The 12432-nt window shown below is 68.4% G+C and carries 14 protein-coding genes; 8 read left to right on the top strand and 6 right to left on the bottom strand.

Annotated elements, in window-relative coordinates; genetic code table 11:
* The first annotated feature begins 61 nt into the window (after window positions 1-61).
* The gene (locus FHW84_RS06760) at window positions 62-1429 is read left to right on the top strand and encodes a glutamate--cysteine ligase (RefSeq protein WP_167253658.1); all 1368 of its coding nucleotides are present in this window, start codon (window positions 62-64) and stop codon (window positions 1427-1429) included.
* Window positions 1430-1487: 58 nt separating this feature from the next.
* Here the strand turns inward: FHW84_RS06760 and FHW84_RS06755 are convergent, their stop codons facing one another.
* Complete coding sequence (locus FHW84_RS06755) at window positions 1488-1949, bottom strand: DoxX family protein (protein ID WP_243867911.1); 462 nt, start codon at window positions 1947-1949, stop codon at window positions 1488-1490.
* Window positions 1950-2225: 276 nt separating this feature from the next.
* Here FHW84_RS06755 and FHW84_RS06750 point away from each other — a divergent pair, with 276 nt between their 5' ends.
* From FHW84_RS06750 to FHW84_RS06735, 4 genes are all read left to right on the top strand, one after another.
* Window positions 2226-2507, top strand: coding sequence for a hypothetical protein (locus FHW84_RS06750; RefSeq protein WP_167253654.1), 282 nt, complete (start codon window positions 2226-2228; stop codon window positions 2505-2507).
* A gap of 161 nt (window positions 2508-2668) precedes the next feature.
* Window positions 2669-3517, top strand: a complete 849-nt coding sequence (locus tag FHW84_RS06745) for a DUF692 domain-containing protein (protein ID WP_167253652.1) — start codon at window positions 2669-2671, stop codon at window positions 3515-3517.
* A complete protein-coding gene (locus FHW84_RS06740) occupies window positions 3514-4299 on the top strand; it encodes a DNA-binding domain-containing protein (RefSeq protein WP_167253650.1) in 786 nt (261 codons plus the stop codon). Before FHW84_RS06745 ends, FHW84_RS06740 begins: the two co-directional genes overlap by 4 nt.
* 126 nt (window positions 4300-4425) lie before the next feature.
* Window positions 4426-5274, top strand: coding sequence for an AraC family transcriptional regulator (locus FHW84_RS06735; protein WP_167253648.1), 849 nt, complete (start codon window positions 4426-4428; stop codon window positions 5272-5274).
* Between the two features lie 48 nt (window positions 5275-5322).
* On the opposite strand, the gene FHW84_RS06730 is transcribed toward FHW84_RS06735, so the two are convergent.
* The 4 genes from FHW84_RS06730 to bioD form a co-directional block, all read right to left on the bottom strand.
* Window positions 5323-5706: a hypothetical protein gene (locus FHW84_RS06730; protein WP_167253646.1), complete on the bottom strand. Its 384-nt coding sequence runs from the start codon at window positions 5704-5706 to the stop codon at window positions 5323-5325.
* Between the two features lie 139 nt (window positions 5707-5845).
* Window positions 5846-8038 carry a peptidyl-dipeptidase Dcp gene (dcp, locus tag FHW84_RS06725; RefSeq protein WP_167253644.1) on the bottom strand — a complete coding sequence of 731 codons (2193 nt, stop codon included), beginning with the start codon at window positions 8036-8038 and terminating at the stop codon, window positions 5846-5848.
* 102 nt (window positions 8039-8140) lie between these two features.
* On the bottom strand, window positions 8141-8491 hold the full coding sequence (locus FHW84_RS06720; RefSeq protein ID WP_167253642.1) for a hypothetical protein: 351 nt from the start codon (window positions 8489-8491) through the stop codon (window positions 8141-8143).
* Between the two features lie 48 nt (window positions 8492-8539).
* Window positions 8540-9220, bottom strand: a complete 681-nt coding sequence (gene bioD / locus FHW84_RS06715) for a dethiobiotin synthase (protein ID WP_167253640.1) — start codon at window positions 9218-9220, stop codon at window positions 8540-8542.
* 58 nt (window positions 9221-9278) lie between these two features.
* On the opposite strand from bioD, the gene FHW84_RS06710 reads away from it, so the two are divergent.
* On the top strand, window positions 9279-9779 hold the full coding sequence (locus FHW84_RS06710; protein WP_167253638.1) for a GAF domain-containing protein: 501 nt from the start codon (window positions 9279-9281) through the stop codon (window positions 9777-9779).
* Between the two features lie 4 nt (window positions 9780-9783).
* On the opposite strand, the gene yihA is transcribed toward FHW84_RS06710, so the two are convergent.
* Window positions 9784-10440: a ribosome biogenesis GTP-binding protein YihA/YsxC gene (yihA, locus tag FHW84_RS06705; RefSeq protein ID WP_167253636.1), complete on the bottom strand. Its 657-nt coding sequence runs from the start codon at window positions 10438-10440 to the stop codon at window positions 9784-9786.
* Window positions 10441-10566: 126 nt separating this feature from the next.
* Here yihA and FHW84_RS06700 point away from each other — a divergent pair, with 126 nt between their 5' ends.
* On the top strand, window positions 10567-11358 hold the full coding sequence (locus FHW84_RS06700) for a c-type cytochrome (RefSeq protein ID WP_167253634.1): 792 nt from the start codon (window positions 10567-10569) through the stop codon (window positions 11356-11358).
* A gap of 71 nt (window positions 11359-11429) precedes the next feature.
* Window positions 11430-12326, top strand: a complete 897-nt coding sequence (locus FHW84_RS06695) for a thiol:disulfide interchange protein DsbA/DsbL (protein ID WP_167253632.1) — start codon at window positions 11430-11432, stop codon at window positions 12324-12326.
* Window positions 12327-12432: the final 106 nt, after the last annotated feature.

The following is a 12432-nucleotide window of genomic DNA, read 5'->3' as shown; positions in this document are numbered from 1 at the left end:
GGCACTTTGAAAATCCCCCGATCACCCCCACAGTGCTGCGATTCCCGCGAAGGAGCCGATCGTGTCCATACCCAGTGCCGTCAAGAGCACGCCCATTGGCGACCGCCAGCAGCTGGTCGACTATCTCGCCGCCGGCGAGAAGCCGCGCGAAGCCTGGCGCATCGGCACCGAGCACGAGAAGTTCGGCTTCCTCACCGACGACCTGCGCCCGCCCACCTTCGAAGGCGAACGCGGCATCCGCGTGCTGCTGGAGCGCCTGGCCGAACGCTATGGCTGGGACGTCGCGCGCGAAGGCGACACGCCGGTGGCGCTGTCGCGCGACAAGGCCTCGGTGACCCTGGAGCCGGCCGGCCAGCTGGAGCTCTCCGGCGCGCCGCTGGAGAACATCCACCAGACCTGTTGCGAAGTGAACACGCACTTGAACGAAGTGCGCTCGATCGCCGACGACCTCGGCATCGGCTTCCTCGGCATGGGCTTCCAGCCGAAGTGGCGCCGCGACGAAATGCCGTGGATGCCCAAGGGCCGCTACAAGATCATGCGCGAGTACATGCCCAAGGTCGGCTCGCTCGGCCTGGACATGATGACGCGCACCTGCACCGTGCAGGTCAACCTCGACTTCGAAACCGAAGCCGACATGGTGCGCAAGTTCCGCACCAGCCTCGCGCTGCAGCCGATCGCCACCGCGCTGTTCGCCGATTCGCCGTTCACCGACGGCCGGCCGAACGGATACCTCTCGTACCGCTCGCAGGTGTGGACGGATACCGACCCGCACCGCACCGGCATGCTGGATTTCGTGTTCGAGGACGGCTTCGGCTACGAGCGCTACGTCGACTACATCCTCGACGTGCCGATGTACTTCAGCTACCAGGACGGCCGCTACATCGACCTGGCCGGCCAGGACTTCAAGCGCTTCCTGCGCGGCGAGCTGCCGGCCCTGCCCGGCACGCACGCCACCATGAAGGACTGGGCCGACCATCTCACCACCGCCTTCCCGGAAGTGCGCCTGAAGCAGTACCTGGAAATGCGCGGCGCCGACGGCGGCCCGTGGAACCGCCTGTGCGCGCTGCCGGCGCTGTGGGTCGGCCTGCTGTACGACGACGAGGCGCTGGGCGCGGCCTGGGACCTGGTCAAGGATTTCAGCCGCGAGGAACGCCACGCGCTGCGCGACGGCGTGCCCAAGCATGCGCTGAAGCTGCCGTTCCGCGGCCACTCGGTACGCGAGCTGGCCGCCGAAACGCTGAAGATCGCCGCGCACGGCCTCAAGCGCCGCGCCCGCCTCAACCGCAACGGCGCCGACGAGAGCATCTTCCTGGAGCCGCTGCTGGAGATTGTCGAAGCGAACCAGACGCCGGCCGAGCGCAAGCTCGAACTGTTCAATGGCGCGTGGAACGGCAGCGTGGATCCGGTGTTCCGCGAATTCGCCTACTGAGCTGCGCTTTACCGCAGAAGCATCGGCGAGGCGCGGCATCCACCGCGCCTCGTGCGTTTCAGTCCCGCGTGCGGATGCCCAGCCAGCGCGCCAGCAAGGTATCCAGGCTCGCCTTGTCTGGGCCGGCCATCAGCAGCCAGAACAGAATCAGGATGTAGGTGAATTCGGAGCTCTCGACGTATTCGTCCAGGCCCGAGATATCGCGCGACACCACCACCGTCAGCGCGACGATCATATTGATCAGCATCGGCACGCTGACCAGGCGCGTGCACAGGCCCAGCATCAGCAGGGCGCCGCCGACCAGGTCGGTCCAGGCCGACACCGTGGCGCTCAGCAGCGGAAACGGAATGTTCCAGCTGGCGAAGCGCTCGGCAAAGCCATCCACGTGCTGCACCTTGGCGATGCCCGTCTCCAGCCAGAAATAGCCGAAGCCCAGGCGCATGACCAAGGGCCCCAGCCAGCGTCCGGCATGCAGCAGATCGAGCAGGCGCGAGGCCTGGACAGCAAGGAAAGTACGCATCGCAGTGGTCCGGTCGAGGAGAGTGGGCGGCATCTTCGGCCGCACCCGGCAGCCCCGCCATGCCCGGGCGTCCACGCTTTCTTGCCCGGGGTCCGGCATCGCCGAAGTTCCGCGCGACCGGACGATCGGGCATGAACCACGGATACCAGGACACATTCGCCCCCGCCCTGGGGCGCGCAGAATGCCCGCCGTCGAGACCGACCCGCGCCACCGGCGCACGGACTGGACATTACCGCCGCCCCGGGCGGCACCCACACCTCGAGAGGGAGTTGAACCATGAAGAAGACTCTGCAGAGCGGCGCGATGGCCGCGATGGTCGCCGGCCTGTTCGCCCTGACCGCGGCCTCCGCCGCCATGGCCGACAACGCCAAGGGCGACAAGGCCCAGGGCGCGACGGCGTCGGTCAAGTGCATGAACTCCTCGGCCTGCAAGGGCCACGGCGCATGCAAGCAGGCGAGCAATGCCTGTAAAGGCCAGAATGCGTGCAAGGGCCAGGGCTTCACCATGCAGAAGAGCCAGGCGGACTGCGAGAAGGCGCAGGCTGAGAACAAGGCTTGATGCTTTAAAGCCCCTCTCCCGCTGGGAGAAGGGTTGGGGTGAGGGTACGGCCGGAGCGCAAGAGTGATGTGCACCGCTTCGCCCGTACCCTCATCCGGCTGCCGCCACCTTCTCCCGATGGGAGAAGGCTTCACTCATGAAGACTGAGGAGGTAACGCGCGATGAGCCATGTCGATAACGAGCGCCCGCCCTACCTCGGCTACGGCCTCGGCCTGCGCGTGGAGTACTACCAGGAACTGCTCGACCGCCCGCACAGTGTCGACTGGCTGGAGATCGTCTCCGAGAACTACATGGTCCCCGGCGGCTTGCCGCTGGTATGGCTGGAACGTTTCCGCGCGCGCTTTCCGCTGGCGATGCACGGCGTGTCGCTGTCGGTCGGCGGTACCGATCCGCTGGACGAAGGCTATCTCGCGCGCCTGGACGCGCTGGCCCGGCGCATCGAGCCGGCCTGGGTGTCCGACCATCTGTGCTGGACCGGCGTGCAGGGCGTGAACCTGCACGACCTGATGCCGCTGCCGTATACCGAGGAAGCGCTGGACCACGTGGTCGCGCGCGTGCGCCAGGTGCAGGAGCGGCTGCGGCGGCGCATCCTGCTGGAGAACGTCTCCAGCTATATCCGTTTCGCCGACGCGCAGCTGGAGGAATGGGAATTCCTCGCCGAAGTGGCGCGGCGCGCGGACTGCCTGATCCTGCTGGACATCAACAACGTCTACGTCAGCGCGCGCAATCACGGCTTCGATGCGCTGCGCTATCTCGACGGCATTCCGGTCGAACGCGTGCAGCAGTTCCATCTCGCCGGCCACGAACACGGCGAGGCGCTGCTGGTGGACACGCACGACGCACCGGTGCCCACGCCGGTGTGGACGCTGTACGAAGCCGCGGTGCGCCGCTTCGGCGCCGTGTCGACCATGATCGAGCGCGACGACCACATGCCGCCCCTGAGCGAACTGCTGGCCGAGCTGGAACACGCGCGCCGGCTGGCCGCTCCCCTGGCGAAGGCGGCCGCATGAGCGAGCTGCAGGCCTTGCAGCTGCGCCTGCAGCGGGCGGTGATGGCATCGGCCGCAACGCCGCTGGCCGAGCTGGTCGGCGACGGCATCGCCGATGCGAAGAGCCGGCTCGCCATCTACCGCCACGGCTACCGCGCACGCCTGCGCGAAGCGCTCGGCAACGAATTCCCCACCCTCGCCAGCGTGGCCGGGCGCCGCTTCAGCGCCCTGCTCGACCGCTATATCGACGCCTGCCCCTCCGAGCACTACAACCTGCGCTGGCACGGCGCGGGGCTGGCCGCGTTCCTGCGCTACGCGCTGCCCTGGCGCGACCGGCCGGCCTTCGCCGAGGCGGCCGAACTGGATTGGGCGATCTCCACCTGTTTCGACGCCGCGGACGAACCGGCCATCGGCGCCGAAGCGCTGGCCGCCGTCGCGCCGCAGGACTGGGCCGAGCTGCGCCTGCTGCCGCAGCAGCACCTGCAGTGGCTGGCGCTGTCCACCAATGTCGACGCCTTCCGCACTGCGGTGGACGCCGCCGCGGCGCGTCCGCATCTGCGCCGGCGCGCGCGGCCGCGGCGCCTGCTGGTATGGCGCCAGGAACTGACCGTGCGCTACCGCGCGGTGGAGCCGGCCGAAGCGGCCCTGCTGGCCGCGGCGACGCGGGGCGAACCATTCGCCGCGCTGTGCGAGCTGGCCGCGGCGGACGCACCGCCGGGGCAGGCCGTGGCCCGCCTCGCCACCCTGCTGCGGCAGTGGGTCGACGCCGGCCTGCTCCGCGAACTCAAGGCCGGCGGCATGTAACCGCCGGCCCCTCCGCACCGAAGCTTTGGGCGAACCGCTGCAAAAGGAACGCCCATGTCCGCCTTGCCCAGCTCTATTCCGGGTCAGCCCGTGCCAGGTCAAACCGGCCCAGCCCAACCCTGCGCCGTGTCTCCGGCGCTGGAAGCCCTGCTGCTCCAGTCGAACCTGCGCGTCGATATCGTGGCCGAGCTGCAGTACTGCGGCTCCTGGTTCCTGGAGGAACCGCGCTACCACTGCGGCCTGTTCCACCTGGTCGGCGCCGGCCACTGCCGCGTGGAAAGCAAGGCGATCGGCCTGCGCATGGAGCTGGCCGCGGGCGACCTGGTGGTGCTGCCGCATGGCGATCCGCACCGCCTGCGCGGCGCCGGCCACGACGACGATGCCACCAGCCTGATCTGCGGCGAGCTGCATTTCCCCGCGCATGCGCGGCATCCCTTGAGCCACGCCCTGCCGCCCTGCTTCGTGGTGCGTTCCAGCGAGGCCGGCAGCATGTTCCGCCAGCTCGCCGAGATGATGGTGCAGGTCTCGCAGTCCCGGCAGGCCGGCCGCCAGGTGCTGCTCAACAAGCTGGCCGACACGCTGTTCGCGCTGGCCGTGTGCGACTACGCCAGCCGCAGCGCGGAACGCCAGGGCCTGTTCGCCGCGCTGGCCGACGCGCGCATCTGCAAGGTGCTGCATGCCGTGCACGAGAAACCCGGCGAACCCTGGACCATGCCCTCGATGGCCGCGCTGGCCTGCATGTCGCGCTCGGCCTTCGCCGAACGCTTCACCCAGCTGATGCACATGCCGCCGATGCAATACGTCACGCAGTGGCGGGTGAGCGTGGCGGAGCAGCTGCTGCGCGAACGCCAGCTCTCAGTGGCGGCGATCGCCGAACGCCTGGGCTACGCCAGCGAAGCCGCGTTCCGCCGGCTGTTCAAGCGGGTGAGCGGCACCAGCCCGGGCGCGGTGCGCGCGGACGCGCTGGCGGCATGAAAAAGGCCGGCACAGGCCGGCCCTTTCCGATCGAAAACCTGCGCTGGCTCAGATGTCGCCGGCCGTACCGTTACAGACCGCACCGGCCGAAGCATCGCCGATGTAGGCGCCGGTCGCGTCCTGCACCGTGACCTTCATGATGATGTGGTCGTTGTACGGCTGCAGGCACTGGAACGTGCATTCGGCTTTGTGGCCCAGCGGCCCGCTGTTGTTGCAGTGGAACGGCGCGGACAGATGCACGGTGCCGGTGAACGACCAGTTGTAGACGAACGGCGTGGGCGAGCCCGGGCTGGTCGCGGTGGCGTCGCAGACGTTGACGCCGCACGACAAGGCCACGCCGGCGGATTGCGCGTGCGCCGCGGGTGCGGCGGCGGACAGGCCGAACGCGGCCGACAGAACGATGGATGCAAGCATGGACGGCAGTTTTTGCATGACCTTCTCCTTAAGTGAATGCGAAAAACGTTTCCTTTCCGTACAACCATTGCTGCACTGCGCGCCCCGTCTTTCCGGCAGGACGCCGTCCGGCTTATCGGTGCGCCATCTGGTGCACCGATAAGCCACGACACCGGGATTACTTCTTCGCCGCCGGCTCCGCCTTCAATCCGCGGTCGATCAGCATCGGCTCTACGCTGGGGTCCTTGCCGCGCCAGTCGCGATACAGCTTGCCCAGCTCCACCGTGTTGCCGCGCGACAGGATCATGGCGCGGAAGCGGTCGCCGTTCTCGCGGGTCAGGCCGCCGTGCTCCTTGAACCATTCGAAGCCGTCGTCCGCCAGCATCTGCGTCCACAGGTAGGCGTAGTAGCCGGCAGCGTAGCCGTTGCCCCAGATGTGCTGGAAATAGCTGGAGCGGTAGCGCGGCGGCACGTAGCTGAGGTCGATCTTGTCCTTCTTCAGCGCCTCGGCCTCGAACTTGTCGGCGTCCTGCTTCGGCGCGTCGGCGCCCAGGCTGTGCCAGTTCATGTCGAGCAAGGCGGCGGCGACCAGCTCGGTCATGTCGTAGCCCTTGTTGAAGCTGCCGGCCTTCTTGATCTTGTCCACCAGCGCCTGCGGCATCGGCTCGCCGGTCTGATAGTGCTTGGCGTAGTGGGCGAAGATCTTCGGATCGGTGCCCCAGTGCTCGTTGAACTGCGAGGGGAATTCGACGAAGTCGCGCGCGGTGTTGGCGCCGGAGAGAGTGGGGTACTGCGAGTCGGCGAACATGCCGTGCAGCGCGTGGCCGAACTCGTGGAACATGGTGGTGACGTCGTCGAACGACAGCAGGGCCGGCTGGCCCGGCGCGGGCTTGGTGAAGTTGGCGACGTTGTAGACCACCGGCTTGGCGCCCAGCAATTTGGACTGATCGACGAAGTTGCTCATCCAGGCGCCGCCGTTCTTGTTGTCGCGCTTGAAGTAGTCGCAATAGAACAGCGCCATCGAGGTGCCGTCCTTGTCGAACACTTCGAACACGCGCACGTCCGGCTGGTAGACCGGGATGTCCTTGCGCTCCTTGAAGCTCAGGCCGTAGAGCTGGTTGGCGGCGTAGAACACGCCGTTCTGCAGCACGTTGTCCAGCTCGAAGTACGGCTTGATCTGGCTCTCGTCCAGGTCGTACCTGGCCTTGCGCACCTGCTCGGCGTAGCGGCTCCAGTCCCAGGCTTCGAGCTTGAAGCCGCCCTTCTGCTGGTCGATCACCGCCTGGATGTCCTTGGCTTCCGATTGCGCGCGCGCGGTGGCCGGCTGCACCAGGTTGTGCATGAAGCTCAGCGCCGCATCCGGCGTCTTGGCCATCTGGTCTTCCAGCTGCCACGCGGCGTAGTTCGGGAAGCCCAGCAGCCTGGCCTGCTCGGCGCGCACTTGGGCGATGCGCTCGATCTGGCCGCGGGTGTCGTTGTCGTCGCCGTGCTCGGCGCGGTCCCACGAGGCCTTGAACAGCGCCTCGCGCGTGGCGCGGTCGCTCAGGCTCTGCAGCTGCGGCTGCTGCGTGGTGTTCTGCAGCGGCAGCACCCACTTGCCATCCAGCTTGCGTTCCTTGGCGTCCTGCGCCGCGGCGGCGATGTCGCCGTCGGAAAGACCGGCCAGCTTGGCCTTGTCGTCCACCACCAGCGCGCCGGCCTTGGTGGCGGCGAGCAGCTTGTTGGTGAACTGGGTGCTGAGGGTGGACTCTTCTTTATTGAGTTCCTTCAGCTTGGCCTTGTCCGCCTCGGACAGCTTGGCGCCGTGGTGCACGAAGTTCTTGTAGACCACCTCGACCAGGCGCTGCGACTCGTCATCGAGCTTCAGCGACTCGCGCTGCTGGTACACCGCTTCGACGCGCTTGAACAGCTTGTCGTTGAGGTAGATCGCGTCCTGGTGCGCGGCGAGCTTGGGCGCTTCGTCTTCCTGCACCTTCTGCAGCGCGTCGCTGGTGTTGGCGCCGGTGACGGCGTCGAAGGCGTGGTTGACGCGGGTGAGCAGCGCGCCGGCCTTTTCCATCGCCACGTAGGTGTTGTCGAACGTGGGCGCTTCCGGATTGTTGGCGATCTGCTCGATCTCGGCGAGGTGCTGCTTCATGCCCTCTTCGATCGCCGGCTGGTAGTCGCTCTCCTTGATCTTGTCGAACGGCGGCGCGCCGAACGGCAGCGTGCTGGCGGCGAAGAACGGATTGGCCGACGGCGCCTCGGCGGCAGCCGGCGCCGACGCGGCGGCGGCCGGATGATCGGCGGTTTTGGCCGCATCGTTGGACGGCTGCGAGCAGGCGGCGAGGGCGAGCGAGGTGGCGATCGCCAGGGCGCGGAGAGGCGGCATGGAATTTCCTTGGTGCATGAAAAAACCGACTGTAACCACAGCCGGCGCACGCGTCCAAGGGCCGGAAGTCAGCGCGCCGCGGCGCCGCGGCGCGCCAGGGCGTTACGCCGCGCGCATGTCGCGCAGCTTCCAGCTCGGACCGATCAGCAGATTCAGACGATGCCGCACGATGCTCATCGGCAGGTCGGTGATCAGATCCACTTCCGTATGCAGGTCGGCGACCTGCGCATTTACTTGCGCCGACGGGTCGGTCTTGCCCAGGGCGGGATCGACTTCGTCCGGTTCTTCCTGCATCGCGCGCCAGCGCTCGAACAGGCCCGGTTCGCGCAGTGCCTGCTGCAGCGCCGCAGCGAAGTCGTTGGGGCCGGCGCCTTGGTAGCTCAGGCTGGGCTCGGGCCCGCGGGCGCGGCCCAGGTCGTCGATGGAGAGATAGAAGTGGCTGCGGCTGGCCATGCGGAACTCCTTGTGCGGGACCTGCGGGCAAGCATGTCCCAGCGTGCGTCAAGCAATGATCGACTTCACGTTCAAGTGGCGCGCGGCGAGCGCCGGTTCCACTTCGCCGTGCGGCAGCACGCCCAGGCAGGGTGCATGCAGCAGGGTGCGCAGCGTGGCGAGGTTTTCCTCCGCCGCATCCATGGCCGGATCGATGCGGTTGGCGATCCAGCCCACCAGCCGGCAGCCATCGGCCACCACCGCGCGCGCGGTCAGCAGCGCATGGCTGAGGCAACCCAGGCGCAGGCCCACCACCAGGATCACCGGCAGCTGCCAGGCCTTGGCGATATCCGAGGCGAACAGGCCCGGCGCCAGCGGCACCAGCCAGCCGCCGACGCCTTCCACCACCACGCGGTCGTGGCTGGCCTGCAAGGCGTCGAAGGCTTCGCGCAGCGGCGGCAGCGAGATGGTGACGCCTTCGTGCGCGGCGGCCAGGTGCGGCGACAGCGGTTCGCGCAGCGCGACGGGATTCACCAGCTCGTACGGCAGCGGCACGCTGCCCGCGGCGAGCAGGGCGAGGGCGTCTTCGTTGCGGCGGCCGTCCGGCGTGTCCACGCAGCCGCTCGCCACCGGCTTCATGCCGCAGGCCGATTCGCCCGCTTCGCGCAGCGCATGCAGCAGCGCGCAGGCGGCGTGGGTCTTGCCGATGCCGGTATCGGTGCCGGCGACGAATACGGCGGGCAGGCTCATGCGGCGTTCCTGTGGGAAGTGGGCGCATAATACGGACTTTGCCGCCGGATCCGCCGCCATGTTCGAAGTCGCCACCGCCACCTACGCCAGCAAGCGGGAACACTATGCGGACCTGTGCGAACAGATGCGCGGCATGCTCGCCGGCGAGCCGGATCTGATCGCCAACGCGGCGAATTTCTCGGCTCTGGTGTTCCACAGCCTGCCGGACTTCAACTGGGCCGGCTTCTATCTGTACGACGGCAACGAGCTGGTGGTCGGTCCGTTCCAGGGCAAGCCGGCCTGCATCCGCATCGCCATCGGCCGCGGCGTCTGCGGCACCGCGGCGCAGACGCGCGAGACGCAGCTGGTGCGCGACGTGCACGCATTCGCCGGGCATATCGCCTGCGATGCGGCGTCGAACTCCGAGATCGTGGTGCCGCTGGTGCGCAAGGACGGCAGCCTGCTCGGCGTATGGGACGTGGACAGCCCCCTGGTCGCGCGCTTCGACGACGAAGACCGCGCCGGCATGGAGGCGCTGTGCGCGGTCTTCATGGAAGCGGTGGACAGCGCCGCGCGCTGAGCGCCTACGCGCCGGGCGGGTTGTTGCGCTCGCGCTGCAGCAGTTCCATCACCGCGGCCCGCCCCTCGTCCACGCCGGTGCCTTCCGAGGAAGAAAACACCTGCGCCGTGGCGGCCTGCAGCCCTTCAGCCTCGAACTGCTTGCGCATCGCCGCCAGCGCCTGCGCGGCCTGGTTGCGCGAGAGCTTGTCGGCCTTGGTCAGCAGCACGTGGCAGGGCAGCGCGGTGTCCTGGCAGAAGGCCAGCATCATCCGGTCGAATTCCTTCAGCGGATGGCGGATGTCCACGATCAGCACCACCCCGCGCAGGCTCTGACGGCGGTGCAGGTAGGCGTCGATCTCGCGCTTCCAGTGCTCGCGCAGCGGCTCGGGCACCTTGGCGTAGCCGTAGCCGGGCAGGTCGATCAGGCGCGCGTCCAGCGGCGCGGCGCCCTCGCCCTGCGCCAGCGGCGGCAGCGCGAACGCCACCATCTGCTGGGTGCGGCCCGGCGTCTTGGAGGTGCGCGCCAGGCCGTGATGGCCGGTGAGCTTGTTGAGCGCGCTGGACTTGCCGGCGTTGGAGCGGCCGGCGAACGCGACCTCGGCGCCGTTGTCCATGGGAAGTTGGTCGATACGGTGAGCAGCCAGCACGAAGCGGGCGCCCTGAAGCGGATTGGGGGCCATGTACTTGATGATTCTGATGGTTTGACCGACCCCGGTGGGGCAGGGATAATTCCAAGGTTTCTGCCAGTTACGGGTGCGATTCCATGCGCGCCGTGCAGCCATAGCAGTTCTTCTGGAGACAAGTGTATGAGTTTTCGGCCCGCTGGTTCCCGGCCCGCTGTACTCGGTTGTGCCGTAGCCCTGGTCTTTGCGCTGTCCGCCAGCATCGCTGCGGCACAGGACGCCAAGCCCGCCGCCGCCTCGTCGGCCAAGCCGGCGGCCGCGGCCTCCGCCGCCGCGCCTGCCGCCGCCGAGAAGCCCGCCGCCGCCGAAGCCGCCCACAGCGGCGTGAAGCTCGGCGACGCCGCCGCCGGCCAGGGCAAGGCCGCCGCCTGCGGCGCCTGCCACGGCATGGACGGCAACTCCAGCGACGCGCAGTACCCCAAGCTGGCCGGGCAGAGCGAGCAGTACATCGTCCAGCAGCTGACCAACTTCAAGTCCGGCAAGCGCCAGAACCCGATCATGATGGGCATGGCCGCGCCGCTGTCCGAGCAGGACATGCACGACATCGGCGCCTACTTCGCCGGCAAGAGCGCCCTGCCGGGCGTGGCCGACCAGGCCCTGGTCGAGCGCGGCGAGCAGCTGTACCGCCAGGGCGACGCCGCCAAGGGCGTGCCGGCCTGCATGGCCTGCCACAGCATCGACGGCCGCGGCAATCCGGGCGCCATGTATCCGCAGCTCACGAGCCAGCACGCGCAGTACATCCAGGCCACGCTGAAGGCCATGCACGACGGCACCAGCTGGGGCGACGACGCGCACGCCAGGATCATGCCGAGCATTGCGCAGAAGCTCGACGAGAAGGACATCGCCGCGGTGGCCAGCTACGTCGAAGGCCTGCACGCCACGGAAAGCGCGGCGGCCAAGCCCGCCACGCCCTGATCGATCCGATCGACGACGCCGGCCACTGGCCGGCGTTCTTGTCTCCCCTCCCCGTTATCCGAGGTTTTCCCATGCGCAAGCGCCTGCCGTTCCTGTTCGTTTCGATGCTGGCGATCGCCGCCTGCAGCCAGGGCAGCGACAACGGCACCGCCGCCCAGCAGCCCGCCGCACCGGCTTCCACGGCCGCGCCCGCCCCGGCCGCCAGCGCGCCCGCGCAGCAGCCGGCGCCTGCCGCCACCGCAGCCGCCCCGGCCGCCGCCAGCACCGCCGGCGACAGCGCCAAGGCCGAGACGCCCGCCCCGGCCGCGGCACCGGTACCTGCAGGCGCGGCCCAGACCTTCGTCGACGACGGCAAGTGGGTGGAAGGCAAGAACTACTTCCGCATCGAGCCGGCGCAGCCGAAGGTCAGCAACACCGACAAGATCGAAGTGACCGAGGTGTTCTCCTACGGCTGCCCTGCCTGCAACCAGTTCCGTCCGACCATGGAGAAGCTGGTGCAGGAACTGCCGGCCGGCACGCAGGTGTCCTACCTGCCGGTGTCGTTCAATCCGGCGGAGAACTTCCCGATGTTCCAGCGCGCCTACTACGCCGCCGAGGCGCTGGGCGTGGCCGCGAAGGCGCACGAGGCGATCTTCAAAGCCGTGTGGGATACCCGGGAGCTCACTTCCTCCAACGCCGCCGGCACCGGCCTGCGCCCCAGCAGCGACCTGCCGACCATCGACGACGCCGCCAAGGTCTACGCCAAGTTCGGCGCCGATCCGAAGGAATTCGTCGCGGTGGCCAACTCCTTCAGCATCAACACCAAGATCAAGCGCGCCGATGAACTCGTGCGCACCTACGGCGTCGAATCCACGCCGACCATGGTGATCGACGGCAAGTACCGCTTCACCGCGCAGAGCGCCGGCGGCTACGACCAGTCGATCGATCTCGCCAAGTGGCTGGTGGCCAAGGAAGCGGCGGGCAAGTAAGCGCCGGCCAGGTAAGACCCGTCACAGAAGCGCGCTACAAAGGTCGGGTACAACAGCCCGCCATCACGATTCGTCACGGCGGCCACGGCCGCCGGTTTCGCGGAGA

The organism is Dyella sp. SG562 (assembly GCF_011759495.1).
In the GTDB taxonomy this organism is placed as follows: Bacteria; Pseudomonadota; Gammaproteobacteria; order Xanthomonadales; family Rhodanobacteraceae; genus Dyella_D; species Dyella_D marensis.
The sequence above is the reverse complement of the archived record's forward strand: the minus strand, read 5'-3'. Positions and strand labels throughout refer to the sequence as shown.